Here is a 26,249-nt window from a genome sequence, read left to right as displayed (position 1 = left end):
AGGTCGGGTCGGGTGAGGTCGAGTCTTCGAGGCTCACCGCAGTTGGTTATTGGTGGTTGGTGGTTGGCGATGTGAAGTCGGTGGTTGCTCGATCTTCCCCTCTCGCACGCCGCCTTCTTCGCGGGTCTGCCAGTACGTCCCGCTTCCCACGTCCAGGCAGGTCAGCCAGCCATCGGCACCGCGGAGGGCTCCGTAGGCCCAGGTGTCGATGGCGCACCAGCCGGGCGTCGCCAGCGGCAACCCGGACTTCTGCGGCGTATGCCCCACGTAAACCGTCTTTTCCGGCTGCCAGACCGGCCGGTCCGGCGTGTGCTTGATCCAGCGGAGCCACGCGGACGATTGATCCGCCAGCGGGACATCCGCCGCCAGTCCGGCGTGAGCGAAGAGCGCAGCCCCCTGCTCGAACCAGTCGACCGACCGCTGCAGAAACTCGACGTGTTCCTCGGGAATCCGGTCCATCCGCCCGCCATACTGCGCGAGGGTCTCGGCCCCCCCGTGCAGCATCCAGGCGTCAAACGCCGACGGTTCGTCGAACGAACGGAAGAACTGCTCCTCGTGATTCCCCCGGATCAGCACGACGCGGCAGCGGCGTTCGAGGTCCAGCAGGCGTTCGACGACCCCCGGCGTATCCGGCCCGCGGTCGATGACGTCCCCCAGGATAACGACGGTCTCGTCCGCCTCCGGCGCGGATTCTTTCAGGATCGCGTCGAGTGCGGAAGCGCAGCCGTGGATGTCGCCGATGGTGAGGAGTCTTCCGCTCATGGAGGAAGTGTAGCGGGTTCGTCGAGGGGTGGCTGAGGCATCCGGTCGATGGTCGGCCAGTCCTGCCACGACAGGCTCGCCGCGATCGTGCAATGGAGCGTCACAAACAGCGGCGACAGATGCATGATGACGCTCACTTCCTTGCCGACCCCCGAAAAACGGCCCGACAATTGGGCGTCCGCCACGGTCGCCATAACCGCAGCGACGGCCGTGGCGGCCGCTCCGAGAGTCCAGGTCTTCCTCGAAGTTCCCCGGCAGATCCAGGTCATCATGTAACCAAAGACTCCGCCGACGATCGCCATCGGCAGCAGGGCCGCTGTGTCATGCGGTTCGTTACTCGTAAAGACCGGGCCGGCTGTCGCCAGGCTAATGACAAACGCCGCCGGGTGCAGGATGATCGCCCCCGATAGCGAGCCCATCCATCGAGCGAGCGTCCCGGAGCGAAGTGTTTCCAGCGGTCCGGTGACCAGAAGTCCAAACGCCAGCCCTGGACAGGCGAGACAGGCCAGAATGACCGGAATGATCATCCCGATCGGGAGTGACTGGGAATCGGCATACAACAGGATCGCCAGAATTCCCCCAGTGGCGACCCACCCCGACAGCATCCCCAGCCCGCCGAAGACCAGCGTTTTCTGCAACTGCGGAAGTTGCAGAAAACGGCGGCGGACCATCTCCATCGAGTTTGGCGGCATCAGGCGGCTCTCTGTAAAAGGATTCAACCGCGGCTCCAAGCTCGAAGACCATCGCCCCGACCCTCGCCCGCCGCAGACGGCGGGCGAGGGGGGCAGGAATTGTCACGCTCATTCTCCCATTTTTTCTTCGGGGCGTCGTTGGGTGAAATTTTCCCTCTCCGATCTCCGCGTCAAGTCCTCTTCTTTTTTCCGTCCTGCCCCGCCCCCGGACCTGTACGTCCGCGAAGCGGAAAAACCTCGCCTCGACAGATTCGACAGCAATCTTTAAAGTTTCGCCGCCTGTCGAGACCCGGAATCGCGGAATTGGCGTCGAGACCGGCGGAAAACGCCGGTCGGACTCCGAGTTTCGAGTTCCGGCCGGTCGGTCCGATTGGATGCGGGCTGCATCATCAGAGGAATGTGGAATGACTCTTCGAACCTGGCCAGGGATGGCAGGCGGATTGCTGACGCTGCTGCTTTGCGGCTGTCAGTCTGCCAACTGGTTCGCCCTCAACCGCGATCAGCGCGAACCGCCCGGCGGCGGCAGCCTGGCGGATCGTCGCGACGACTCAAGACCCGAACGCAATCAGTCCCCCGAGAAATCTCCCAAGGAATCCGGGACGAAGATCGCCCGCACGGGATCGGATTCCGGCTCCAAAGGGACGTCCTCGAAGAGTCCCGCCGAGTGGTACACCGAAGGGGCGCGGCTCGAAAACGATCGTCACTATTCCGAGGCCCGCGCGGCCTACGAGCATGCGATCGACGCCGATCCGGCTTTCGCCGAGGCGCACCACCGGCTGGGGGTGATCGCCGACCGCGGCAGCGACTTCCCGCTGGCCGACCGGCATTACAACAAGGCTCACGAGTTGAAGCCGTCCGATCCGTCGATTCTGAGCGATATGGGATTCTCGCTGTACCTGCGGAAGCAGGATCGGGAAGCGGAACGGCTGCTCAAGCAGGCGCTCGAACTCGATCCGCAGCACGCCGACGCCAACGGAAACCTGGCCCAGGTCTGCGTTCGACAAAAGCGTTATGACGAAGCATTTGCGGCGTTGAAACGCATTGAGCCGTTCGACGTCGCGAAGTCCAAACTCGCCAGCATGCTGCCGCCGGGCGCACCGTCGATCGAAGAGATTGCCCAGCGTGAAGTTCCGGAGGCGACTCCGCTCCGGGGGGGGATTCAGCAGGTTGCCGACACTGGCTCGATGTCCTCCGACCAGGCTCGCTGGCTGGAGGAGCAGACGCAGGGGGCCGGGGCGGCCGCCGATCCCGCCAGTCAGAAAGTGATTCACGCGGGGGGGGCCAACGAGTTTCCGGACGCCTCCGCCGAGCCAGTGGCTCCGCCGCCGGGGCGGGCCAGCCTGCCGACCATTGCACCCTTTGGCGGAAGCAACCCGCAGACGGCGATTCCGCAGGCCGGGCCGCTGGTGGCTGAAGCAGGGGGTTCGACGCGCCCCGCGCCGACGGGCAACGGCGGCTTCTGGCAGGGGACGCCGCTGCCGGCGGTCGAACCGGGACCTCCCAAGCTGGTCCAGAATCCGACAGCTCCACCAGCTCCACCAGCTCCGCCAACTTCGTCGAGCCCTTTCCCGGCCGATCCCTCGGTGCCGCGTGCGACGATTACGGACATCACTCCTCGCAACGAGATCACGCTGACTGGCGGCACTGCACCTGCGCCTGGCGTCGATCAGAACTCCGTCAGCCGTCTGGCGGCGCTGGCCGGGCTCGATGCCGGACCGGGCAGTCTGTTTCCCACAGGGGTGACAGCGGCGTCGGTCACTGTCGCCAGCACAGCTCCGCCGGCAGTTGGAACGGCGAGTCCGTGGGGCAACGCGCAGGCAGTCGCGACGGCGCAGGGCCTGCCGGCCTGGCCGAACGCTGAAGCGAAAGCCCCGGCCTCGGGGGTGGTGCAAGCGGGGGGAACATTGGCCGACTGGCCGGCGGCCAACCTGCCAGTGAGCGGCACTCAACCTCGGCAGGGCGATCCGCTCGCCGCGTTCCAGCACGAAATTGACCAGAGAGCCGGGTTGGAAGCGGGCCGAAGCGTGCCGGGACGGCCCGCGGCGACGCCCCAGCCGCCGGCAAATCCCAATGCTGCCGTTTCTCCCTGGCCGGTCCCGTCCGCAAACGTGACGTCAGGTTCAGCCGCGGCGTCACCGCTCGCCGCCCAGATGGACGCCGCGCCGCGCCCCGGAACGGCCGAGCCGTGGCCTCCCAGGCCGCAGACGCTGCAGAAGCCCGTCGGGCCGCCATCGCAGGCTCCCACGGTCGCATGGCCTGCCCCGCAAGGGGCTCAGCCGTTGCCCGCATGGCCGTCGGAGACGACGCAGAGGTGATCGCGGGAATGGCGAATGGCGAACAGGGAATAGCCAGAGAAAGCGGTGGCACGCGCTGTGGCGTTGCGAAGGGCGTGATCCAGTCCGCCAACCGCGCCCATCGAGGACTTTGGGCGTGCCACCCGAACTGAAGTGCATGCGTGACGTGGGAGGCTGATCCGTGAGAATTCGCAGTCGTTGGGCGCCCCGGGTCGCCGGACTGATTTTGTCCGTGGTCATGCGCCTCTGGTTCGCCACCTGCCGCAAGGTGTTTCTCTCGCCTGATCCGTCGCTCGGGATCAACTACCGCCGGTCGCCTGCGGAAACCGAGCGGTTCATTCTCTGCGTCTGGCACGACGCCGTGCTGGTGCCGATCTTCGCCGCTCCCGCTCATGCCCGCCGGCAGACCTGTTGCCTGGTCAGCCAGCATCAGGACGGTTCGTTTCTCGCGGAAGCCTTGCGCCGGCTGGGTTACTCGACGGTCCGGGGGTCGTCGAAACGCGGCGGCGCCCAGGCGCTGAAGCAGCTCATTACCGACACTGACGGCAAGAACATTGTGATCTCGCCCGACGGCCCCCGCGGTCCGCGGCGCGAAATGAAGGCTGGAGCGGTCTATCTGGCCTCGCAGACCGGGAGGCGGATTGTCCCCGGCGGATATGGCGCAAAGCGAGCCTGGAGAGTCCAAGCGAGCTGGACCGACCTGCTGGTGCCGCTGCCTTTCACGACCGTGTATGTCGTTTCCGGGGAGCCGATTGCGATTCCTCCGGACCAGAGTCGCGAGGAACTCGAAGTGCATGTCGCCCGCGTGCAGCAGGCGATGCAGGACTGGACTGACTATGCCGAGCGCGCGGCGCGTGGCGAAGCGGTCGAAGTACCCGCCGCAGGCGTCGCGACTGAACCGGCCCGGAACCGGGCGGCTGCCTGATCGAACCGGGCCAGCAGCTCGCGGGAGAATCGTTCCAGCGAGAACTCCCGTTCGGCCCGTTCCTGCGCCTGTCGCGACATTCGCCCGCGGACGGCCCGGTCCTTCAGCGCCTGCAGCGCTGCGATGAACTCCGCCGTGCCGGTGCAGAGTCGCCCGCAGCCTTCGGTGACCTGCTCGACAAAGCCCCCTTGGCGATCGACGACTGGAATGCAGCCCGCCCGCATCGCCTCCGCGACGGTCCGCCCGAACGATTCTGCCAACTGTGGATGGTGGTAGAGCAGGACATCCCAGTCCCGCAATCGTCCGCGCGCCGACCAGTTGGCCGGATGGAATACGACATTCTGCCGACAGGCGTCGGCCAGCGGACGCTGCAGCTCTTCTGGGCAGCCGACGAACTCCCACGCGACATGGGGACACGCGGTCGCCAGTTCGGCGTACCAGGCGATCAGCTCGCGCGGCCACTTGGCGGCCGCCGGAGTGCAGAGGCGTCCGACAATCAGTCGCCCGGCCTGTCCGCGCGAGGCCGCCGCGGATTCGATCAGCGGCGCAGGTCGCGGCACGGCCTGCCACAGAACCGATTCTCGCGGCAGCTTCAGGCGCTCCGCCAGCCAGTGCGAGCAGCAGAGGGTGAGGTCCGCGTTCGCGGGTTGAAGGATCGAATGCAGGTACTGGATCGTCGGCGCCGGCAGTCGTTCGAGCAGACGTTCCGCCGGTTGATTGTGGAGCAGGACGATGTCCGGCTGCACCGCAGCGACCAGATCGCGATTGATCGGTTGTTGTTCCCACAGGCAGGCGGCCCGGAAGGCATCCCGCGTCTCGGGAGTCACCGGTCCGGGGAAAGCGACGTGGTGTTCCCAGGCGGGGAGGCTGCGGGCGACGGTCCAGGCGCAGGCCGCGGTGCCGCCGCAGATCTGGCCGACGTTGCAGAATTGCAGGAGGCGGGGGCGGCGAGGCATCGGTATGTCTTTCGTAGGGTGCGGTGAGATCGACCATCGCAGCCGCGCTCACCCGGCGCATCTCGGCGGGTGGCACGCCCAGAGGCTTTGCGATGGGCGTGATTGTGGAATGGAAGACCACGCCCTTCGAGGACTCAGGGCGTGCCACCCGATCGACTGGCGCAATTCGGCCGGGCGCGCCCGGCCTTACGACAGAGACCAGATCTCGATGAAGCGCTGTCGGTCGGCGCGCCAGAGCGCCTCGCGATCGGGCGATTGCCGGGTGGTGCGATGGCCGAGATGTTCCAGCGGCAGATTCTCGACGGCGTGCAGCGCACGTTCGCCGTACTGTTGAACGGCGCGCCATTGGAAATCGGTGTCGGACCAGTAGAGGCGCAGCGAGGCTTCAAAGCCGCCGAGCTGTCGCCAGGTCTCCCGCGCCAGAGCGAGGCACCAGCCTTCCAGCAGTCGAGTCGCAGGCGACCGATGCAGGAGTGATTGAGGCAGCATTCGTTCAGTGCGCCAGCGAGCGCCGGCGATCACGGCGGTTCCGTCAGCGAGCGGCTGCAGCAGTTGTTCCAGCCACGGGCCGTGAATCAGGACGTCATTGTTGAGCAGGACTACGTAGTGCGTCGTGGCTGTCGCGAGGCCCAGGTTCCAGGCGGCGGTGACGCCCCGCGGTTCGGTGCGGAGCACTTTCACCGGGGCGGGCGAGGTCCGCTCGACATCCTCCGCGGAGTCATCCGGACTGCCGTCGTCGATGACAAGGATTTCGCCGACGTCGGGTTCGTACCGGAAGAGTCCCTCCAGGCAGTGCCGCGTCAAAGCGGCGCCGCCCCGTTGCGGAATCATGAGGGTGACGTCGTCGGGAGTGACCATCAGCCCTCCTCGATCGGCGCGGCGTATGCGCGCTGAGCGAACGGCGTCCAGCCTTCCCGCTCGACGATCAGTTCCCCGGCGGGAACCGGGGGAACCGGATCCTGTGCTCGCTTCGGATCGGCCGAGCCGGGCGAACGGTAGTCGCGCATCGGGCCGGCCTCGGCGTTTCGACGCGGCAACTGCTCCGTGTAAAGGCCGCGCGTCGGTTCGCGGGCCGGATCGCCGATCTCGGTCCGCAGTTCCTGAAGAACCTTCTTCACCGGGAGATACGGAAAGAAGCCGTTCAGCCGGCTGCCGGGCGTCACGGAGATCAGCTCCACGCCATGCAAGGCCAGGTTCCGACGGGAGAGCCGCAGGTACTGGACGATGCGAAAGTAGTGCGCATCGGTCGCGATCGCCGCTGCGAGTGATTTCCGTTCGTCGAAGTGGTATTGAGCGCCGACGGAGCTTTCCTGCTGCAGCAGCTCGTTCAGACTGGCGCGGGTGCAGCGCTGGAAGAATTCCTGCAGCAGTTCGCCCGGCTGGTATTCGACGCCCCGCTGCCGCGCCAGTTCGACGACTTCCATCGACGGGGGCACGCTCAGGTCGCAGCCGGCCAACAGAATTCGCCGGAAGCCGAGCCGGTAGAGGATGTCGATTCCCTGTACCAGCGAGTCGCTCCAGTCGATGATTCCGGCGGCCTGCGGGTCGAGCAGATGGTCGTAGCTGCGCGCGCCGTCGCGGTCAAAGACGTACGTCGCCGGGCACTCGCAGACTTTGAACGTCGTCTCCGGAACCAGATCCATCGCCCGCCGACGGTGGACGAACTTCGTGATACCCGCGTCGAGATAGATCGACCGGTGAAAGCGGACGGTGGGGTCGTACGACGTCCAGAACGTCGGCCGGATGAGGCCGCACCCCGACAGGTTGACGGCCAGTTTGGGACAGGGACTGGCGGCGATCTGGTCGGTCGGGAGTTGCGAGAGGGACGGTCCGCCGCCGATCAGCCAGCAGGTGCTGCGGGTGGTTCCCGCATACTGGTCCTCAAGCCAGACGCTGCGCTGTTTTCCGGACGTAGAGAGTCGGTGAAAGAGGGGCATGGATTCGGGTCTCGGGATTCGGGTCTCGGGTATCGCAGAGAAGAGAGTGGTTAGTGATTAGTGGCTGGTGGCCAGGGAAGACGAAGGAGTGGCGAGTGGAAGGCATCGAGTGCGACATCCTGTCCCCTCTCCCACTGAAGACAGCGGGAGAGGGGACAGGACCAGAAGACGCACAGTTTCAGAATCGATGCCGGTGATTTCGCTTCTCACGCTGACGATGTGCCCCAGTTCGATTCGCCGCTGGCGGCTCCTGAGGAGGCGCCGGGAGGTTGGCTGGTTGTACCGCCGCCTGTCGTGCCCGAGGGCCAGTCGGACTGCGTACCTCCGCTCAATGTGCCGGTCAGCGTCGTTTCCCCGCCGCCAGAAACCGATGTGGCATTCGAGCCTGCGCCCGAACTGTTCGAGTCGCCGCCGGCGGTGCTGCCGGCTTGCGAACTTCCAGACCCGGCGGGACCGGAGCTTTGGCCCGACGTTCCGCCCGCGGTCGAACCCGGATCGCTCCCTGTCCCACCCCCCGACTCGCTGGTTTCGGTTCCGTCGGTCGACGTGGTGGCCGGATCGGTCCCGCCCGACGACGGGTCTGACGCGAGGAACGAGCTGTCACCGGACGTGGGGAGATCATCGGAGGTGAACTGGCTGGAAGTCAGCCCCGACGAAACCGGCGGCCCCGAGGAGTCGACATCGCCGAGGCTGGTCGAGTGACCTCCGCCTCCTCCTCCGCCGCCCCCTCCTCCGCCGCTTGGCAGCGAGACATCGCCTCCACCCCAGCCCGAGACGGCGGTCGAGCCCTCGGGCCAGCGTTCATCGTGCGGCGGTTCCGGCCAGTGCGTGTGCGGATCTTCCAGCCCGAGCTGCAGCCGGAACCGGGGGCGATGATCGAACTGGACGCGAAGCGTCGTGACCGCCGCGGTGAGGAGCTCGGCTCCGGTCCGGTCTTCCAGGCGGACGACACCCTCCCACGGTTTGACGAGCTCGTCTCGATCCGGTACGTCGAGCTCGTAATTCATCGAAGGCGTCGCGTAGGTCGCAAAGAACGCCTGCGCAAAGGCCCGCGAGTCGGCGGCGGTCCGAATCCAGGGCGTCCAGACGCGAATGCGGCGTTCGCCATACAACGCCCGGCTCGCCGGCTGAAGGTAGTTGCCGCGCCAGCGGAAGCTTCTGCGGATGCCGCTGGAGACTTGCTGATCGTAGATGTAACCGCCCGTCAGCAGGAGGCGATTGTAGAGCAGGCTGCGGTCGGAAGTCTCGCGGAACCGGACCGGATCCCGACCTTCGCGCCAGGTCGCCGCCAAGGCGGTTCGCGGCTCAAGGAAGAAGAACTTGCCGGTTTCATCGACGCCCCAGGGGACGTTGCCAGCCCGCAGTCCGACTTCTTTGAGGATCGACCGGACCGACTCTTCGCCGTGGAACTTGGCGCTCTCCAGCGTGACGGCTTGCGTCTGGTCCTCGATACGGGCCGGATCGACGTTGATATGCGTCGCGCCGGCGACGTACTGGGTCAGCATCTGCCGGACCAGGTCTTCGGGGCGGGTCACAATATCGACCGACTCCTGGGCGTAGTCCGGATCGCCGACGAAGCCGTCGGTGACGCCGTAGCGGTGCGGTTTGCGGCCGTCCGCGGTCAGGCCGAAGCCGCCGGGGAAGACTTCGCCCAGTTCGACGGCCATGCCTTCGAGCTGCAGGGTGATGCCGGCGGCGCTGTCGGCGCTGCGCGATTCCACGCGGCCCAGGTACCAGCGTTCGCCGTCGTCGAACTCGAAGGCGATCCACTCGCCGACTGCGACGACATGCCGGTCGGCGAACGAGGTCCGCAACTGGACTTCGCCGGCGCCGCAGCCTCCCTGGCGGAGCAGTTCGAACCAGCAACCGGCGACGGCGTCGTCGGAGAGCGTCCCCTGCAGGTCCGCCGGGTCGGCTCCGAAACGGAGGATGCGTCGGCGGTAGGGCATGGGAGAGGCTCCGGAAGCGGAAAGCAGAAAGCGGAAAGCCGGACGAAGAAATGACGAATGTCGAAGGCGGAATGTCGAAAGAAATGCCGACAGTCGTCGCGCTTTCTCGACGCTCAACCCTCAACGCTCAACGAAATCACGCGTCGGGGGCGGTTGTGTAGAGGACCGGGTCTTCGGCGTGGATGACGGCCGAGTAGGTGTAGAGCTTCTCGTTCGACAGGTCGTAGTCGAGGCGGACTGTCGAGCAGTTGCGGAAGTGGCGATAGGTGGAACTGGCGTCGTCGTGGAACAGGAAGAATGCGTAGCGGTCGTCGTTGGGGCCGACGTGCAGCGCGGTTCGCAGAGCTTCGATCGCGGCGAACATCTCTTCCTCGGTCAGTTTGAGCGTCCCGGCCTGGCTGCCGACCTGACCCTGCAGCGCGATCTCGACGCCGTTGCGCGAGTGGCCCACCCAGCGGTCGCCATCCTGCAGCGGGACCTTGAAGCGTTCGACGTCCCACGATTCCTGGATCTTCAGAACCGGGACCGGCCGGGGGAATTCGAACAGGACGGAAGCGCGCCAGATGGCGGGTTTGAAGCGGAACATGGGGGGACCCGAGAGTGGATGGTGGTGAGTGGGTGGGAAGAGTCGGGCTTCGGGTATCGGGCTTCGCAGAGAAGACGAGGCCAGGCCAACGTCATTCTCCGGCGATAAGCGATGAGCCTCTTCTCTGGCTACTCGCTATTCGCTACTCGCTATTCGCTACTCGCTCAACCCCGCCGCGTGGCCAGGCGGGACTGTTCCTGCGCGAGCGCGTCGAGGACGTGGCTGACGTCTGTTGCGGTCTGGACCTGCACGGTGATGCCGCCGAAGTGGTTGGTGACGCTGGCGCTGTCGGCGCCGCCGGACTGGGGCAGATCGCCGCGGCGGAAGCCTTGCGGGCGGTCGTTGAGGGCCTGCAGGAAGGCGACGCCAAGCTGTTCGACCGCCGCCGGGCGCAGGACGAACTCGCCGGCGGAGAGCCACGCCGGGACGCGGTCGATGCCGGGAAGTCCGCCGACCAGGCCGCCGCGGGCGTAACCTTCGACCGGGCTGCGCGGTCCGGGCAGCGGTCCGCCGAAGGGAATGCCCGGCGCCATGGGGACGGCGAGCGATTGGAACTGGGCCGCGACCTGAGCGATGGCCTGACTGAGCATGTTGAGGGCGTTGAGAGCGGGCGTCACGTTGAGCGAGATCGACATGTGGCTCAAGGCGTCGACCTGCCCGGCGACCTGCTGCAGCGCCCGGCCGAGGTTCTGCACCGGTCCGACGGCGGCCCCGAGGCCGTTCGCCGCAGAACCGGCCTGCTGAAATCCCTGCTGGACGCTCTGGACGCGGGACTTGAGAGTGTCGAGCTGACTGACGACGTTCTGGAGCTCGCTCTGGAGCGCGGAACTGTCGGCGGTCAGCGTGACGGTGAGGGATTCGGAGAAGGAGGACATGGGGGGCTCGCTGGGAGTAGGTGGCTGACGGTGGTTCTTTGTCAGTGGTCAGTGGTCAGTTGAGAGAGAACGCCAACTTTGACCGGTTCCTCTCTCTCAACTCTCAACTCTCCGCACTCAACTCCTCGTGACTGCCGGCGCCGCTTCGAAGTCGCGGCCGGTGAAGGCGATCACGTTGCCGTCGTCTCCTTCACGCAGCGTCAGGGCTTCGCGGTAGACCTTGGCGAAGGTGATCTTTTCGTGGGCGACGTTCGCCGGGTCGCGGACGGTGAATTCGAACTTCAGCGTCTGCTGCTCGCCGGCCTGGGACGTGCTGACGGCGCCGGTTCCGGCGGCGAAGGTGAGGAGTTCGTAGAGCTGCAGGGGATCGGCGGCATTGGCTGATTTGCCGACGAGCTGAGTCCATTTCGCCGTGAAGGAGATCGCCACGGACTCTTCGTCGCCGCGACGGGTATGTCCGGCGGCGATGGAGCCGCGGTCTTTGATCTCGATGGTCCGCGACCGCTGCGTCCACGACAGGTCTCCCTCGTCGAGGAGGACCGTGAGGGCAAGGGGCGTGGGACTCGTGCCATCTTTGATGACGAGCTCGCCATCGCGGAGATTGCGGACGAGGTTGGTGACGGACATGGGGGGCCTCGAAGAAGTGGCTAGTGGATAGTGACTGGTGGCTAAATCACCGGCCACGATTCTGAAACACTTCGATGGTCGTTCCTACAGCGCCGCCGGTCGCCGGTGGTTGTGTCGGCGGATGTAGGAGCGGACGTTTCGCATCAGTTGCGGCATCGTCGAGCATTTGTGGTTCCGTGTCACGTTGGCGTGTAAGTCCTCCCACGTTCGTTCGATCCGGTTGTGATCCGGACAGTACGGCGGCAGGAAGTGCAGGCGCAGCCTGCGCCCCAGCGGCGTCGCCAGACTCTCCCGCACCAGTCGGGTCGTATGGATCGCGTAGTTGTCCAGGACGACATGGATCTTCTTCGCCTGCGGATAGCGCTGCGTCAGCTCCCACAGCAGCAGTACGAACAACGCCGTGTCCTTCCGGTCGCCTTCGATCGCGATCAACTCCTTCGTCCGCGCATCCTGAGCCCCCGCCAGGTAACGCTTCTCGTTCTTCCCCGGCGTGAGAACCTGTTTCTGCTGCCCGCGGAGCATCCAGTCCTCGCCGATCTTCGGATTGAGATGGATGTCGATCTCGTCCTCCCAGACCGCCACTTCGCCCGTCGGCAGATGCGCCACCAGTTCCTCGATCTGCTCCAGACACTGCTGTTTTTCGGCCTCCGGCCACGGACACTCGACCGTTGGCTTCGGTCGTCCGCGCCGCGCCCCGATCAGCCGCAAGGCCCGGCTCATCGTCGACAGGCTGATCTTCACACTCGTCCGTCGACGGAGCGTTGTGATCAGCATCTCCCGCGTCCAGGTCGGCCGCTTCCAGCCGTCCTGCAGCGGATCGCCGGCCACGACCTCCCGCAACTGCGTCAGGTACTCCTCGGTCAGTTTCCGTGGCCCGTTGCCGCCCCGCCGGTCGAACAAACCGATCTCGCCGTCCTTCCCGTAACGCTGCTCGGTCCGATACACGGTGCTGCGACCGACCTTGAGCGAGCGGGCAATCCAGGTGGGAGAACGTCCTTCCAGTCGATGGATCACGATCAGATACCGCGTTCTCAGCCCGGCGTCCTTCAGAAACTTCAACTGCTCGGACAACCGCTGCTTGGCGCGCTCCGCCCGGGGTGAAAGAATGCCTTCCATGGGGAACTCCTTCCTTGGTTTGGAGTTGTGATACCTCCAAGGTAAGGGTTCCCCATCTCGTTTCCACTGCAATCCCTCCGCTCTGCCGCGCGCCTCACATTCGTGGCCGGTGATTTAGTGAGGAGAAGACGGGTATCGGGATTCGGGTATCGCAGACGGGAGAAGCAGGCGGTTTGGATTCTTCCGGCCATCAACGATCGACGATCAACCATCAACGACTGTTTGAGCCACTCCGCGGCAGCGGACGAGCGCGTGCCTGAGCGAGCTGTGGCGGCGTTCGCGATGGCCTCGGGAGAGGTCGAGGATTTCCGGCTCCTGCAGTTGCAGGTAGCCGAGCAGGGGATCGGCGGAGGTTGCGCGGACGGGGATCAGGGCCGCGGCCAGGATTCGCCGGGCGGTCTCGGCGAGATCCTGCACGCGGCCGGCGTCGAGGCCCGGTTTGGTGAAGCCATGCACGCTGACGGAGACGTCCCAGCTCTCCGGCGCGCCGGTCCGTTGAGTTCGCGTCGACCAGGCGTCGACCCAGAGTTCGAACCACTCGGTGAGCGTTTCGGTTCCGGCGTCGATTCCCGGATAGATCGTGACGATGTCGGAGGTCATCGCGTCGCTCCAGTGCCGGCAGACGCTGGTGGCGATGTCGCGTGTGGAGAGGTGGGGCATGGCGGGACTCGGTGAGGCGGAAAGCTGAAAGCTGAGAGCGGAAAGCCAGAGGAAGAATTTCGAAGGAGAGCCAAGAGCTGTCAGTCGGAGATTGCGTAGCGACGGGGCTTTGTGACTGGCGATGAGCGATACGCGATCGGCGATCAGCCCTCTTCTACGGCTTTGAGCCCTCCGCTTTCAGCTTTCCGCTCGGTCCATTCCTTCCAGCAGTCTCGCTGCCAGCTCCGCGAGTGCCGCCGGGAGGTTGCGGCGGACCATTGCGCGCGGCCTGCGGCCGATGTCTCCGTATTCGAGGAGATCGATGTAGTCGACACCGTTGAAGAATGAGACTTCGGCGTGTGTGCCGTTGTCGGAGAACTCGGCGCTGCCAAGCGAAGCGCCGTCGGCAATGGCGGCAGGGTCGGGATGACTGCCTTCCCAGCCCCCTGGAGGAGAACCCCCGAGGTCTTCGAGGGCTGCGACCCAGGCGCTGCGGGAGCGTCCCGAGTCGACCGGATTCGCCGCGATGATGTTCTGCAGCAGCGCAACGCCGGCCTGCTGGACGGCGTTGCCAGGTGCGGCGGTCGCCCGGCCGCTCCATTGATTGAGTCGCTGCCGCAGGCCGGCGTCGTCGACTTCGAGTTGCCAGAGGATTTGAGCCATGAGGAGGTCTTTGAATCTGTAGGGCAGGCTCCGGCCTGCCGATCTGGATGTTCGTTGCCACATTTCGGCAGGCGGGAGCCTGCCCTACGTGCGCCGCTGCCCCGTCAGGCGCGTGATGCCGGTGGCGTCGTTGTGGTCGACTTCGAGGACGTCGTATTCCCGGCCGTCATGGACCAGGCGGCGGACTGCGCCGGCGGGCAACGCCGGGAGGTCTGTGCTGGCCATGCGGAAGTTGCGCAGCTCGGTGCTGGCGTGACCGGCGGCGCCGGGTGAGGGGCGTAGTTCGGCCGTGGTGACGAGAGCCGTCAGCGCGACGTCCGTCGTGGCCTCGCTGACGGACTGCGTGTCGGGATCGAACGTGGCGACGACGGTGCGATGCGTGACCGGTTCGCCCCAGTCGGCGAGAATCTGTGCGATATCGGCGGTGGTGATGGGCATGGGAGGAAGTGGTTAGTGGGTAGTGGATGGGGAAGACGGGCTTCGGGCTTCGGGATTCGGGTATCGGGCTTCGCAGAGGAGATAAAGTGTCGGGGGCGAGTGCTGCTGTCGGTCGTTCTCAACGCTCAACCCTCAACGCTCAACGAGCTACGGTCCGCCGGGGCCGAGGCGCTGGAGGATCAGGTTGAAGACCGAGCCCAGGACGAAGGTGCCGACGGCGAGGACGGGGGTCAGGGCGCTCTGCCAGCGTTCGAGGCCGCGGAGGCGCTGTTCGTGGTCGGCGACCGTTTCAATCAGTCGCTGCAGCGAGACCCGCAGGCTCTCGACGTGGATTGTCACTTGTTGAACGGATTCGAGGATGCGGTCGAGTTTGTCGTCCATGGGAATACTCGTTGATCGTTGATGGTTTATGGTCGATGGCCAGAAAGAAGAGACGTAGAACGGTCGGTGATGATTGGCGGTCGTGTCTGACCATCAACGTTCAACGATCAACGCTCCTGCAGCACGTTTCCGCCTGTGATGTCGTCCAGCCTGGCAGGGATTCGAGCAGGCGCTGGTATTCCTGGCGGGCGGCGAGGAGGGCCTGCAGGTTGGCTGCCCGGTCGGCGCCCAGGCCGGCGCCGCCGGGGAGGCTGTATTTCAGGGCGGCGAGCTTGCCGTCGCGGAGGAGATTGGTGACGTCGAGGTCGATCTGCGCGAGGATCCCGCGGAGCTGGGTTTCGGTCAGCTCGCTGCCGGCGATGGTGGAGAGATCGGGAAGGTCGGACATGGAATTCTCGTTGATGGTTGATGGTCATTCTCGTTCCCAGGCTCTGCCTGGGAACGCTGTCTTCGGACGCTCCGCGTCCTCCGTGTCGTTTCCTCCTCTCGGGTAGCGGACGAGGCAGAGCCTCGGAAGAGGGCGTTCCCAGGCGGAGCCTGGGAACGAGGCCCCAAGTTCTCGACGATCAACCTTCCTCGCTTCTCCGCAGCCGGTCGTAGGCCAGCCAGCGGAGTTGGGTTTCGTAGGGGGCGGCGTAGAAGTCGCCTTCTTTGAGACTGAGGCGTTCGCAGGTGCGAAGGATGTACCAGGCGAGCGTGCGGGGGGTCAGACCGCCGTCGGCGGTCCCGCGGAGAAAAAACGGGCTTCGCTCTCCTTCAGATGGCTGTCGAGCAGATTGCTGAGCTGCATCACCTGCCGGCAGAGCCAAACGAGATCGCCGGCAGTGAAACCGGCGCGGACGAGCTCGTCGTGGAGTTTGTCCGCGTAGGGCCGCCAGTCGTCGGGGAACGCGTCGGCGCGGGTTTCAAACTCGATGCGGTCGTCGCTGCCGAGGGCTTCGACGATTGACAGCACCGCGAGCCGGCGCTGGTAGAGATCGCGTTCGCGGCGGTAGTCGGCGTCGTGTTCGTCGGGAAGCAGGACCGCCGAGCCATCCGCCTGGCGGAGCGGACGGCCCTGGCTGTCCCGCGCGACCCGGACAGGAGGGAGGGGCGGTGCGATCTGACGAGCGCCAAGTCGTTCCGGGAAACCGAGCGGCAGCGGCCGGAGGGAGAGGAGTGGGCCGCCGCCGCCCGGCCGGGGAAGTGAGACCACGGTGGTGAAGCGGAGATCGAGGGGGGAGCCGGAGAGTTTCATGGGTGGGGCCGTTGATGGTCGATCGTTGATGGTTGATAGTCAGAAGAAGAAGGCCCTACTGGGGTGGCACGCCCAGAGTCCGCGATGGGCGTGGACCTCAGAGATCAAGACACGCCCTTCGAAGACTCAGGGACGTGCCACCCTGTCGGGCGTTGATGGTCGATCGTTGATCGTTGAGAGAAGGAAGGAATGACGCGGATCCAGTTCCCCTCCGACCATCAACGTTCAACCATCAACGATCAACGATTCCCTCACTCCCCATCCACTTTCGTGACGAAGACGGTGTCCACGGCCGAGACGCCGCCGTAGTAGCGGACCTTCACGCGGAGGACGACGTCGCGGTCGAAGGCGGCTTCGCTGTCGGCCCGCTGCAGGAACGTCTGCACCGGCCAGATCTCGGTCCAGACGAACTGTCGGCGGAAGTCGCCGATGTACCAGTCGTTGAGGGCCTGGCCTCCCTGTTCGTCGATGAACGGCGAGCTGAGGACTTCGAGCTGGCCGTGGATCGGATTGGCGAACCGCGTCTCCTGTTCGGTGCGGGTGACGGTGATCTCCGTCGAATGAATGATGCTGCGAGCCTGGCCGCGCAGGCGTTCCGGAACGAGCAGTTGGCGGGCGGGAGCCATGATCGGCCGGGTCGTGCCGTCGATCCGGTCATCCTTGACCTCGGTGGCCCGGTAGTTGAGAGCCTTGTCGATGTGGGTCCAGTCCTCCAGTACCACCGCGGCGGCGAAGTCGGGGGAAGTCGTGTTGCCGGCGCCGATCCAGTTGCGGTGCGAACCGTCGGTCTTGTAGAGAACCGTTCCGCCACCCGACGGGCGATAGACGAACGTGCCGCCGGCGGCATCGGCGTCGGTGACGGCGCGGACGATCGTCCGTTCGCGTTCCTGGCGGAGGTAGAAGCCCAGGGCCATCGCCCGGCGGTTGATCTCGCCGGTCTGATCGAAGGCGATCAGTTCTTCATTGATCGACAGGACCCGGCCCTGTTTGCTCTCCGCGGTGGTGACGAACTTATCCTCGAACGTCGACTCCTCGTACGGATGGCCCTCGGCGACCTCGGCAGGGCCGGAGAGAGCGCGGAAGCCGGCGAGCCGGGCGTTGCGGAGGCGGCTCGGCAGGACGGTGACCAGTTTGTCGCCAATGAAGCCCGAGGCGTCTTCATAGCCTTCGATGACCTTGCGGCCGATCAGTTCGCCGGTGACGACCTGAAACAGCGCGGTGCCGACGCCCGGGTTCGATTCCCGCAGCAGCGAGGCGACGGGAGCGCCGCCGGGAGACCATTCCCGCAGCCGGCGGAGCTGGGGGAGGACGCCGCAGGCTTCGGCGAGTTCGTAGTAGCTGAAGTCGTCGACGATGAGCTGCTTCTCGTTGAGCAGCGTGCAGACTTTGTCGTAGAAGCCCTCGGCGCCGAGAGATTCGACGAGGGATTTGAGGGAGGTGCCGCGCATGGAAGGGTCCTGAAGAGGGTGGATAGTGGGTTGTGGATGGTGGATAGGGGGTTGGGATTCTCGTTCCCAGGCTCTGCCTGGGAATGCCGTCTTCGGACGCTCCGCGTCCTCCTGGTGACTTCGATTTGTCGGTCGGCGGACGAGGCAGAGCCTCGGAAGAGGGCGTTCCCAGGCGGAGCCTGGGAACGAGGCTGGCGCTCAACGACGCCGTCACCCGATCGCCGCGTTGACGTTGCTCGAGCCCGTGTGCAGGGCCGAGGCGAACTGGACGCGTAGCAGCGACGAAGAGGCGGCCTTGTATTCCGCGGCGCGGGCGATGGCCCGACTGGCGGCGGTGACCTTGGCCAGCCGCTGGTCGACCAGAGCGCTCGGAGCGCCGTCGACGCCGAGGAGACCGCCGAGTTCGAACGTGCTGGCGACGACGTCGAACTCGTAGACCGCCAGCGGGCTGAGGTCGATCGAGACGGGATCGACTTCGCCCACCGCGGACGGCTGATGAACCACGCCGGCGAAGACGTTGGCGAAGTTGGCCTGGGTGGTGGCCAGGTCGGTGGTCCAGGCGAAGGCACTGGCCGGTTTGACGTCGTCGGTATCGAGCCAGACGAGGTCGCCGGCTTCGAGTTCGGTGTCGCTGTCGACGCGGACCTTGTGGAGTTCGACCTGGCCGGAGCGGAAACGGAGGCGGTTGGACATGGGGGGGGCCTTGCAAGAGTTGAGAGTTGAGAGTTGAGGGATGAGAGTTGAGAGCCGGATTGCGGAGTCTTTGATGGTTGCGAGCCGATAGAGCGAGCGATGAGCGTGTCTTCCTCTCAACACTCAACTCTCGACTCTCAGCTCATCACACTTCCCAGCCCGTCAGGACTGAGGGGCGGAAGCCGCGGATCGCGTGGACGAGGGCGGTGTCGTCTGCGGCGGCGCCGCGGCGGGCGGTGGAGAGATTGCGGGGCGTGAGGCGCTGGATCAGTTCGCGTCGTTCGCGGATCAGGTGCTGGCGGGCTTCGTTATCTTTTGCGTCGCGGACCTGCCGGCAGAAGGCTTCGGAAAGGGCTTCGGGAGGGAGGCCGGCGGCGCGGAGCAGGCGGTCGGCGGCTTCGGCCCGGTCGCGCTGATCGAGGAGCTGCTGGAGCTGCTCGCAGCGGGTTTCGAGCTCGGCCTGTCTGGCGTCCCAGCGGGCGGCTGCGTCGCCGTCGGTCTGTTCGCCGAAGCCTTGCGTCGTCGCCGGGAAGACGACGGCGTCGACGCTGACGACGTCGTGAATCCGTTCGACGAGCGTGCGATCGGCGTTGCGCTGGGCCAGGACGACGTGGCTCATGCCGACCGCCGGTCCGTCCGCCTCGGCGAGGCCGAGGAAGATGCGGCCGGCTTCGGTGTCGAGGACCTGAATGTCACCGCGAATGCGATCGCCTTCGAAGCGGGGATTGCGGACAACGCCGACCAGATCGCGAGTGCTCCGTTCGTAGGGGCGGGAAGGGGTGACGGCATGGTCGAGGAAGACGGGTTTCCTTTCGTAGAGGGGGGCGGCGTTGCGAAGGGCCTCGCTGGCGTAGCGATGGCCGTTGCGGGAGACGTCGCCGCTGAGGGTGACGTTCTGCACCAGGCGGGAATGGCGATCGACGGCGAGATCGGGCGAACGCCATTCGGCGACCTGTTCGACGAGGGGTTCGAGGGGGAGGGGAGTGGTGTCGGACATGGGGACCTCGGGGGGGGGGAAGACGGGCTTCGGGATTCGGGTATCGGGCTTCGCAGAGAAGAGCGTGGCTAGTGGTTAGTGGATGGTGGCGAGTGAGGAAACGAAGCGCTGATTGTGTCCTGTCATCTATAGGCAGTTTGTTGCGCGGAATTCACAATTGGGTCATTGGTCCGTTGTCCGTTGTCAGTGGTGAAGACCTACGAGATGGGATTCACCACATTCCCGGTGTTGTGCTGGAGCCAGGCTTCGAGGCGTCTGCGGGTCCGGTCGATCGCCGTGGGAGTCGCTGGGAGGATGCAGGACAGCCATTTGGCGAGCCTCCAGGGAAGCAGGACATACAGCCCGGCGGGGCGACGGCAGGGGACATTCGGGCGCTGCCACAGGCTGAGATGCGTCTGGTCGTCGACGTATCGCCGAAGCTGCTGAGCGATGCGCTGGCGTGCCGCTTCCGGCTGCTCCAGCCATTCGAGGACGAACTCGACATCGGCCGGCGTCGCGGCGTGACAGACGGCGTCCGGATGCGGTGGACGCTCAAAGCCGAGCCAGAGGAGGCGGGGAGAGGGTGTGGGCATGGGGGAGAACCGGGTATCGGGGATCGGGATTCGGGTATCGCAGAGAAGCGTGATGAGTGGTCAGTGGTGCGTGGCGAGTGAGAAGAAGAGACGGCCGATTGTGTCCTCTCAACCTATGGGGGTTTGTTGCGCGGAATTCATAATCGGGGTTGGTGATTGGTTCTTCGTGATTGGCTATTGGTGAAGAGAAGACGAAGTAAAGACCGTAGGGCAGGCTCCTGCCTGCCGATCTGTGGTAGCGAAGGCACAATCCGGCAGGCGGGAGCCTGCCCTACGTCTGCACTCATCACTTCCTCCCCCCTACATCTGCTCAAGCGCCGATTGTGGAGAGCCTGTTTCTTCTCGCAGTTCCGCCTGCATCGTCTGCGGGTCGACGTTGTCGCGGCGGGCGACCTCCGACCGGCTGAGGACTCCGGCTTCGACGAGGCGGACGTCTGCCAGGCGTTCCTTTGAGCGGTCGCGGTTGACGAGTTGGGGGAAGGTCCAGCCCGGTTCGACCTGGTCGAGGAAATCGGCTGGGAGAAATCCCTGGGCAATCGCTTCACTCATCACCCAGCGCCAGAGGCGGTCGAACTCCGCGGCGAAGAACTGCTGCTCGCTTTCGAAGAGTTTGACCGCGGGGCCTTCGGCGACCATCGTCGACGCGAAGTTCGCGTTGGAGGCGTCGCTGCTGAGCATGAACTCCGGCACGCCCGCCCCGGCGGCGATCGACAGGAGCACGAGCCGGCCGAGGGGGACGGCGTCGCCGAAGTTGGTGTGCGGCTGCAGAAACTGCAGGTCGGTGCCGTGCGAGGTCGTCAGGATCGTCCCGGGGCGATAGCGTTCGCGGCGGCTGCCGCCGTCGCTGTCGGCCGCGGCGTCGGCGAGTGCGGCCGCCTGACTGGGGGAGCCCTGGACTTTGCGCCAGAGGACAATTGAAGCTTGCAGCTTGCGGGCCTGCAGTTCGGTGTCGAGCCATTTTTCAAAGCAGCACAACGCGTCGAGGACCGGGGCCAGGAGCGTGACGCCGCGCAGCTCGTTGGTATCGACGCCGAGGCGGGTGTGGATCATCTCCGCGGCGGGAATCTGCTCGACTTCGGCCCCGGACGACGGATCCAGCCGGCGGTAGGCCAGCACCGTCTCGACGTCGTCCGGGGCGCTGACCAGGCCGTCGTCGTCGGGGGCGCCGGTTGGAGAGCCGATCAGTTCGGGATCGACGAACCGCACGGTTGGCGGCCATTCGACCTGGCGGAAGAGCCGCAGGAAGCATTCGCCGTCCCGCCAGGCCCGCCGGGCATGTTCGCGGAAACTGAAGTGCGCGCGGTTGAGCTGCAGGAACGAACGCCACAGTCGGTCGGCAACCTGCAGCACATCGGGGGAGATGGTGGCGCTGGGAATCGGAGCGGGTGTGACTTTGAGACCGGGACCGACGACGTAGACCTCCAGCAGCCGGACCAGGTTGCGGGCGTACGGGTTGGTGCGGATCAGGCGGCGGGCGCGGGTCCGCAGCTCGTCGCGGTTGAGGGCGTCGAGTTCGGCTTTTCCGGAGCCAGCGAGGGTCCAGCCGCCGGCTTCGTCGCTGACCGGCCGGGGACGCTGGTCTTCGGCGAGGGCCAGGAGCTGCTCCTGGACGAGCCGGCGGTAACGGGCGCGGAGTCGGACGGTGTCGAGGGTGTCGCGGAGCCAGGTGAGCATGGGGGGGATCCGGGTATCGGGTATCGGGATTCGGGTATCGCAGAGGAGAGAGTGGATGGTGAGGAGGAGAAGAAGCGCTGAGTGTGCCTTGTCATCTATAGGGAGTTTGTTGCGCGGAATTCATAATTGGGTCAGTTGTCAGTTGTCAGTGGCGAAGACCGTAGGGCAGGCTCCCGCCTGCCGAAATGTGGCCGCGAATGCACAACGCGGCACATGGGAGTGTGTCCTACGTCTGCGATCCCCGATCCCCGATCCCCGATCCCCGATCCCCGATCCCCGTTTCTTATCCCGGCCACAGCAGGCCGCCGTCTGACGTCGGGGGCGTGATCACGAGCCAGTCTCCTGTCGGACTGTGTTGCAGGGCTTCGAGACAGGCGACGCCGAGGGCGAAGGCGCGGTCGTCGTGGCAGTGGGCCTCGTTGCGGTGGTTGATGCGGAGGCGGCCGCCGACGGTGGTTGTGAGGAGCAGACTGGCGAGCTCGGTTTCGAGGTCGTCGCGGTGAATGCCGTCCAGCGCGCCACAGCCGGGATACCAGGCAAGGTGGCGATGGACGATCAGGTTGCGGAGCTGAAGCGCGAGGGCGTGGTTCCCTTTGCCGCCGGAGAAATCGAAGCGGGCGACGTCGTACTGGCCCTGGAGTTCTTGCAGAACTCCGAGCAACTGATAGTCATCGAGTACAAAGCGGACCTGCCAGAACGTGGCGGCGATCCGTTCCATCCAGTCTCGGACCCAGCGGACGGGGGTGGGACATTCGGGCGCCGGATCGACGACGTCCATGCGATCGACGATCAGGCGCTCGCCTTCGCGGTGGAGGATCACGCCGACGGTGCGGTCGTGCTTCTCGGCATAGTCGAGCGCGGCGAAGTATTGCCGGCCCGGTCGGCCGGCGGGTTGTTCGGTGAGTGATGAATCGCGGCAGGCTTCGGCTTCGGCGAGGGTGACGAATTCGCCGTCGGAGTGCTGCCAGAGGTTCCGCCAGAGGCGGTCGAAGACGGGCTTGGGGAGGAGTCGGGCCTGTTCGGCGAGATCCTTGTCGCTGATCCAGGGGGCCTGCGAATCCTGGAGGGAGGAAAAGTGCCAGTCGGGGGAGGTGCGGGCGGCTTCGCGGATGTCCCATTGCCAGCCGCGACCGATGCCCGCGTTCGTGAGGACCGCCAGGACGCAGGTGGACTTCTTGGCGGCTGACGAGAGGAGCGAATACCAGAGATCGGGTTGAGCCCAGTGGCAGAGTTCGTCGCAGATGACGAAATCGGGGAGCTGGCCCCACGAACTGCGGACGTCGGAGGCGATGATTTCCAGATGTGCACCGGTCTGTGTGTTGCGAACCATGTGGAGCTGGACTTCGAGGTCGCCGCAGAGGTCCGGATTGCGATGGACGAGGTCGCGGATGGCAGCGCGGATCAGGCCGGCCTGGTCGCGGTCCGCGGCGGCGGCGATCCCGCGCAGCGGCGACTCTGCGGCTTGCAGCACCCACGCGGCCTGGATGGCCATGTCGGTGGTTTTCGAATGGCCGCGGGGTCGTTCGGTCCAGGCCCGGCGAATGGCCGGAGTCACCTTGTGGCCGGCGAGGCAGCACCAGGCTTCGTCGAGTGCTGCGAAGTCGGTCTCCTGCCAGTCCTGGAGTCCGTCGCGGAGGCGGCCCTGTTCGCCGTCACGAATCCGGATGAGCTGGCGGAAGATCGCGGGATGTTTCTTCGATGCGGAGGACTTCCACGTGGAGTGTGCGGACAGCTTTTCGATCAGACTCTGCCGCGCGGTCGTGCTCAAGGAGGGTGTCGTCACTGGCGTGTTCCAGGCTGGTCTGCATCGGGGTTTGGGGGGCGCGATTCCAGAAGAAAGGGGGAAGCTGGCGGAGGAGGAACTGCTGCATGCTGACGCTCCCTCCCATCGCCGACTGGTAGGCCTTGGACGCGACGTTGAGATTCAGCGTGTGCTGGGTCTGCTCGTAACGGGCTTTGAATTCGAGGTCGGCTTCGAGCGTGTTCCAGAAGGCCTGCATGCTGAGGCCGAGCTTGCGGCAGGCCAGCCCGGCGCCGATGCCGTGCTCGGCGTTTTCGAGGATCACTTCCTGTTCGTCGGGGGTGAGCAGCTCGGGCGAATCACCGCGCGGTCTCGGGGAGATCGGCAGCAGCGGCGCTTCGTCGTCCGGCGGATCGGTTGTCGTAGATGTAGTAGACCGGCGCGGTCCAGCGGCTTTTGTCGTGGGTGGCGGCGGTGACGAGTCGGCCTCGTCCATGTCGTCCCTTTCCATAGAGTTCGGAGTGTCCATCGAGACTGCGTTTGCCGGCGGCGACGTCGACGCGGACGAAGCCGGCCCGTTCGAAGAGGGGGTGCAGCCGGCCCATCTCGGCGAGGGTCTCGATCCAGGGGAACGGGCAGAGCCGGCAGCTCGCGCGGACGAAGGCCGAGGCCAGCCCCGCGCCGCGGTAGGTGGGATGGAGGACGACCCGGCTGAGCGTTACAAGCTGGGCGCTCTGGGCCTGAAGCTGGGCGCGGGACCATCGGCCACTGAGACCGAAGAAGCGATTGCGGCCGCGCAGCGAGCGGGCGGGGGCGGCGAAGACGCAGATGCCGACGGGCCGGTCGCCGTGCCGGAGGACGGTTACGAAGCGGATGCAGGCGATGTCGTGACCGCGGTAGTGCCAGCGGGCGAACGGGGGCCAGTCGGCGGCGGAGCCGATGCTCGTCTGGAGACTATCAGCGAAGGAGATCGGAGTTGCGAGTTGACGTTCGCGGCGTTCGACAGTCGGCTGGCCGGTGAGATCGCCGCGGATGAGGAGATCGGGCTGGAGATCGTCGAGGATGTCCTCATGCGTGGTCGCCAGCAGGCCGCCGAATCCGCTGCGTCGAGCGAGGCGGCGGAGGTTGAAGGCGACGACTTTGGCGAGCGTGCGATCGAGGATGGCGGTGAATTCGTCGGCGACGAGCCAGGCGGGCTGGAGAGCGGCGGAGCGCGCGAGGCGACAGCGGAAGCGTTCGCCGTCGCTCAATTCGGCAGGCGTGCGGAGCATGAGACGCGGTTCGCCGAGACCGCAGCGCGTCAGCAGCTCGAACGCGGCGTCGGCGGGGAGTCCGAGTCCGTCGATGACGAGGGCGTCGCCGAGGTCCAGGCGATCGAGCCAGACCGTGTCATTCAGTTGCCCGGCGGCAGCGCGGAGCAGGCTCGATTTTCCCGAGCCGGAGGGACCGAGGAAGCAGACGATGTCGCCGGGCTGGAGCGGAATCTCCAGATTGTCAGCGATGACGTGGCGGGTCGTTTCGGGTCCGATGCCGAAGCGATCCATGACCAGGGCCGCGCGGCAGCTCGGTCGGTGCGGCGGGAAGGTGTGGGAGAGGGTGAGTTGCATCGGGTATCGGGTATCGGGATTCGGGTATCGCGGAGAAGAATGAAGTGGCGAGTGAGAAGGGTTGCCGGGTGGCACGTCCCTGAGGCTTTGCGAAGGGCGTGGTCCTGCGATGAAAAGACACGCCCTTCGAGGACTCAGGGACGTGCCACCCGTTCACGCATCGACGTGCAATTTGCAGTCGTACCGTTGTGCGAGGTCGTCGATCTCCGGGCGGGCCGCGTCCCAGTGATCGCGGGGGATTTCGAGGGTAACGCGGACGGTGTTGGACTCGGCGTCATCTCCGGGGAGGTCCTGCTCTGGTTCGAGGAGCAGGTCGTGCAGGGCTTTGTCGTCGAAGCCGGTGAGGGTGACGTCGAAGTCGGGAATGTCGGTCAGCTCGTCGAGCAGTTCGACGAGACGATGGGCGTCCCAGTCGCTGCCGACCTGGCTGTTGTTGAGGGCGACGTTCAGAGCCTTTTCCCGTTCAAGAGGCAGCTTGACTACGACGGCGTCGATCGTGGTGTGGCCCTGATGCTTGAGGATTTCGAGCCGTTGATGGCCGCCGACGACATGGCCGGTCGTTTCGTTCCAGACGATGGGCTGGACGAGGTCGAACTCGCGGAGGGAGCGTTCGAGCCGCTTCCAGCCGGGCGAACCCGGCTTGAGCGGCCGGCGCGGGTTGTAGGGAGCGGGCTTGAGATCGGCGATGAGGAGGGGGCGGAGCAGCATGGGGGGGCTCGGGTATCGGGTCTCGGGATTCGGGCATCGCAGAGAGAGAAGAATGATGAGTGGTCAGTGATGAGTGGCGAGTGAGAAGACGGGCCGATTGTGTCCCGTCACCTCTAGGGACTTTGTTGCGCGGAATTCATAATTGGTCCGTTGCCAGTCGTCCGTTGTCAGTGGCGAAGAGAGTCGCAGGCGCTACGATCTCTTCAGCCTTTCTCGACGCTGAACGCTCAACCCTCAATGCATTCGCAGACCACGCCCATCGCAAAGGCTCCGGGCGAGCCACCCACGCCTGGCTCTGTTCTGCGATACCCGAATCCCGAGGCCCGATACCCGCGATTCACGGCTCATCCGGGTCCGAGAAACCGTCCTCCAGCTCGATGAAGCGGCGGCCGTCGCGGAACTTGCGGCGGAGCTCCTGTTTGACGCTCAGAATTGCGCGGGTGACGTGGCCGGGATGGCGGCCGGTCGCGAAGCCGATCTGGTCGATGGTCCAGCCGACGCTTTCGCGGAGGGCGAACATGGCCAGGTGCTGCCAGGCGAGAGGGTCTTCCTTGGCGTAGATTTCCTGGATTTCGGACCAGAATTCGTCGGCGCCGTGCCGGGGGAGAAGCTGTTTCTGCTCGAACGTGTCCATGAGAGACATGGGGAACTCCAGAGTGGCTAGTGGAGAGTGGCTGGTGGCTAGTGAAGAGAAAACTGGCCGATTGTGTCCCGTCATCTTTAGGGACTTTG

General features: G+C 65.7%; 28 protein-coding genes. 2 read left to right on the top strand and 26 right to left on the bottom strand.

Annotated elements, in window-relative coordinates; translation table 11 throughout:
- Window positions 1–33: 33 nt before the first annotated feature.
- Window positions 34–762, bottom strand: a complete 729-nt coding sequence (locus tag SH412_RS23550) for a metallophosphoesterase (RefSeq protein ID WP_336520478.1) — start codon at window positions 760–762, stop codon at window positions 34–36.
- Window positions 759–1,454: a hypothetical protein gene (locus SH412_RS23545; RefSeq protein WP_336520477.1), complete on the bottom strand. Its 696-nt coding sequence runs from the start codon at window positions 1,452–1,454 to the stop codon at window positions 759–761. The genes SH412_RS23550 and SH412_RS23545 overlap by 4 nt, the downstream gene beginning before the upstream one ends.
- A 404-nt stretch (window positions 1,455–1,858) precedes the next feature.
- On the opposite strand from SH412_RS23545, the gene SH412_RS23540 reads away from it, so the two are divergent.
- Window positions 1,859–3,769 (top strand): tetratricopeptide repeat protein, encoded by a 1,911-nt coding sequence (locus tag SH412_RS23540; RefSeq protein WP_336520476.1) that lies wholly within the window; start codon window positions 1,859–1,861, stop codon window positions 3,767–3,769.
- Between the two features lie 160 nt (window positions 3,770–3,929).
- Window positions 3,930–4,673 carry a lysophospholipid acyltransferase family protein gene (locus SH412_RS23535; RefSeq protein ID WP_336520475.1) on the top strand — a complete coding sequence of 248 codons (744 nt, stop codon included), beginning with the start codon at window positions 3,930–3,932 and terminating at the stop codon, window positions 4,671–4,673.
- On the opposite strand, the gene SH412_RS23530 is transcribed toward SH412_RS23535, so the two are convergent.
- The 24 genes from SH412_RS23530 to SH412_RS23415 form a co-directional block, all read right to left on the bottom strand.
- Window positions 4,583–5,629 (bottom strand): glycosyltransferase family 4 protein, encoded by a 1,047-nt coding sequence (locus tag SH412_RS23530; RefSeq protein WP_336520474.1) that lies wholly within the window; start codon window positions 5,627–5,629, stop codon window positions 4,583–4,585. The genes SH412_RS23535 and SH412_RS23530 overlap by 91 nt on opposite strands.
- A 186-nt stretch (window positions 5,630–5,815) precedes the next feature.
- Window positions 5,816–6,487 (bottom strand): glycosyltransferase family 2 protein, encoded by a 672-nt coding sequence (locus SH412_RS23525; protein WP_336520473.1) that lies wholly within the window; start codon window positions 6,485–6,487, stop codon window positions 5,816–5,818.
- Window positions 6,487–7,566 (bottom strand): hypothetical protein, encoded by a 1,080-nt coding sequence (locus SH412_RS23520; RefSeq protein ID WP_336520472.1) that lies wholly within the window; start codon window positions 7,564–7,566, stop codon window positions 6,487–6,489. Before SH412_RS23520 ends, SH412_RS23525 begins: the two co-directional genes overlap by 1 nt.
- A gap of 206 nt (window positions 7,567–7,772) precedes the next feature.
- Entirely contained in the window at window positions 7,773–9,515 is a 1,743-nt protein-coding gene (locus SH412_RS23515) for a hypothetical protein (protein ID WP_336520471.1), read from the bottom strand.
- A 136-nt stretch (window positions 9,516–9,651) separates the two neighbouring features.
- Window positions 9,652–10,101, bottom strand: a complete 450-nt coding sequence (locus SH412_RS23510; RefSeq protein ID WP_336520470.1) for a hypothetical protein — start codon at window positions 10,099–10,101, stop codon at window positions 9,652–9,654.
- A gap of 164 nt (window positions 10,102–10,265) precedes the next feature.
- Complete coding sequence (locus SH412_RS23505; protein ID WP_336520469.1) at window positions 10,266–10,976, bottom strand: hypothetical protein; 711 nt, start codon at window positions 10,974–10,976, stop codon at window positions 10,266–10,268.
- A 117-nt stretch (window positions 10,977–11,093) separates the two neighbouring features.
- The gene (locus SH412_RS23500) at window positions 11,094–11,603 is read right to left on the bottom strand and encodes a hypothetical protein (protein WP_336520468.1); all 510 of its coding nucleotides are present in this window, start codon (window positions 11,601–11,603) and stop codon (window positions 11,094–11,096) included.
- Window positions 11,604–11,687: 84 nt separating this feature from the next.
- Complete coding sequence (locus SH412_RS23495; RefSeq protein ID WP_336518647.1) at window positions 11,688–12,719, bottom strand: IS630 family transposase; 1,032 nt, start codon at window positions 12,717–12,719, stop codon at window positions 11,688–11,690.
- A 204-nt stretch (window positions 12,720–12,923) separates the two neighbouring features.
- Window positions 12,924–13,379: a hypothetical protein gene (locus SH412_RS23490; RefSeq protein ID WP_336520467.1), complete on the bottom strand. Its 456-nt coding sequence runs from the start codon at window positions 13,377–13,379 to the stop codon at window positions 12,924–12,926.
- 177 nt (window positions 13,380–13,556) lie between these two features.
- Window positions 13,557–14,021, bottom strand: a complete 465-nt coding sequence (locus SH412_RS23485) for a hypothetical protein (protein WP_336520466.1) — start codon at window positions 14,019–14,021, stop codon at window positions 13,557–13,559.
- Window positions 14,022–14,105: 84 nt separating this feature from the next.
- Window positions 14,106–14,459 carry a hypothetical protein gene (locus SH412_RS23480; protein ID WP_336520465.1) on the bottom strand — a complete coding sequence of 118 codons (354 nt, stop codon included), beginning with the start codon at window positions 14,457–14,459 and terminating at the stop codon, window positions 14,106–14,108.
- 147 nt (window positions 14,460–14,606) lie between these two features.
- Window positions 14,607–14,840, bottom strand: a complete 234-nt coding sequence (locus SH412_RS23475; protein ID WP_336520464.1) for a hypothetical protein — start codon at window positions 14,838–14,840, stop codon at window positions 14,607–14,609.
- 100 nt (window positions 14,841–14,940) lie between these two features.
- Complete coding sequence (locus SH412_RS23470; protein WP_336520463.1) at window positions 14,941–15,228, bottom strand: hypothetical protein; 288 nt, start codon at window positions 15,226–15,228, stop codon at window positions 14,941–14,943.
- A gap of 318 nt (window positions 15,229–15,546) precedes the next feature.
- Entirely contained in the window at window positions 15,547–16,077 is a 531-nt protein-coding gene (locus SH412_RS23465; RefSeq protein WP_336520462.1) for a hypothetical protein, read from the bottom strand.
- A 251-nt stretch (window positions 16,078–16,328) separates the two neighbouring features.
- Entirely contained in the window at window positions 16,329–17,525 is a 1,197-nt protein-coding gene (locus SH412_RS23460; RefSeq protein ID WP_336520461.1) for a phage major capsid protein, read from the bottom strand.
- 210 nt (window positions 17,526–17,735) lie between these two features.
- Window positions 17,736–18,218 (bottom strand): hypothetical protein, encoded by a 483-nt coding sequence (locus tag SH412_RS23455; protein WP_336520460.1) that lies wholly within the window; start codon window positions 18,216–18,218, stop codon window positions 17,736–17,738.
- Window positions 18,219–18,363: 145 nt separating this feature from the next.
- Window positions 18,364–19,215 (bottom strand): hypothetical protein, encoded by an 852-nt coding sequence (locus SH412_RS23450; protein WP_336520459.1) that lies wholly within the window; start codon window positions 19,213–19,215, stop codon window positions 18,364–18,366.
- A 197-nt stretch (window positions 19,216–19,412) separates the two neighbouring features.
- Window positions 19,413–19,787 carry a hypothetical protein gene (locus SH412_RS23445; RefSeq protein ID WP_336520458.1) on the bottom strand — a complete coding sequence of 125 codons (375 nt, stop codon included), beginning with the start codon at window positions 19,785–19,787 and terminating at the stop codon, window positions 19,413–19,415.
- A gap of 300 nt (window positions 19,788–20,087) precedes the next feature.
- A complete protein-coding gene (locus SH412_RS23440; RefSeq protein ID WP_336520457.1) occupies window positions 20,088–21,461 on the bottom strand; it encodes a phage portal protein in 1,374 nt (457 codons plus the stop codon).
- Between the two features lie 283 nt (window positions 21,462–21,744).
- Complete coding sequence (locus tag SH412_RS23435) at window positions 21,745–23,229, bottom strand: terminase large subunit domain-containing protein (RefSeq protein WP_336520456.1); 1,485 nt, start codon at window positions 23,227–23,229, stop codon at window positions 21,745–21,747.
- Window positions 23,114–23,527, bottom strand: a complete 414-nt coding sequence (locus SH412_RS23430) for a hypothetical protein (RefSeq protein WP_336520455.1) — start codon at window positions 23,525–23,527, stop codon at window positions 23,114–23,116. Before SH412_RS23430 ends, SH412_RS23435 begins: the two co-directional genes overlap by 116 nt.
- A gap of 34 nt (window positions 23,528–23,561) precedes the next feature.
- Window positions 23,562–24,809 (bottom strand): ATP-binding cassette domain-containing protein, encoded by a 1,248-nt coding sequence (locus SH412_RS23425; RefSeq protein WP_336520454.1) that lies wholly within the window; start codon window positions 24,807–24,809, stop codon window positions 23,562–23,564.
- Window positions 24,810–24,962: 153 nt separating this feature from the next.
- Window positions 24,963–25,517 (bottom strand): ParB N-terminal domain-containing protein, encoded by a 555-nt coding sequence (locus SH412_RS23420; protein WP_336520453.1) that lies wholly within the window; start codon window positions 25,515–25,517, stop codon window positions 24,963–24,965.
- A gap of 337 nt (window positions 25,518–25,854) precedes the next feature.
- Window positions 25,855–26,160, bottom strand: a complete 306-nt coding sequence (locus tag SH412_RS23415) for a hypothetical protein (RefSeq protein ID WP_336520452.1) — start codon at window positions 26,158–26,160, stop codon at window positions 25,855–25,857.
- Window positions 26,161–26,249: the final 89 nt, after the last annotated feature.

The sequence above is a fragment of the Planctellipticum variicoloris genome (genome assembly GCF_030622045.1).
GTDB classification, from domain to species: domain Bacteria; phylum Planctomycetota; class Planctomycetia; order Planctomycetales; family Planctomycetaceae; genus Planctellipticum; species Planctellipticum variicoloris.
This window is presented reverse-complemented; position numbering and strand designations above follow the sequence as displayed.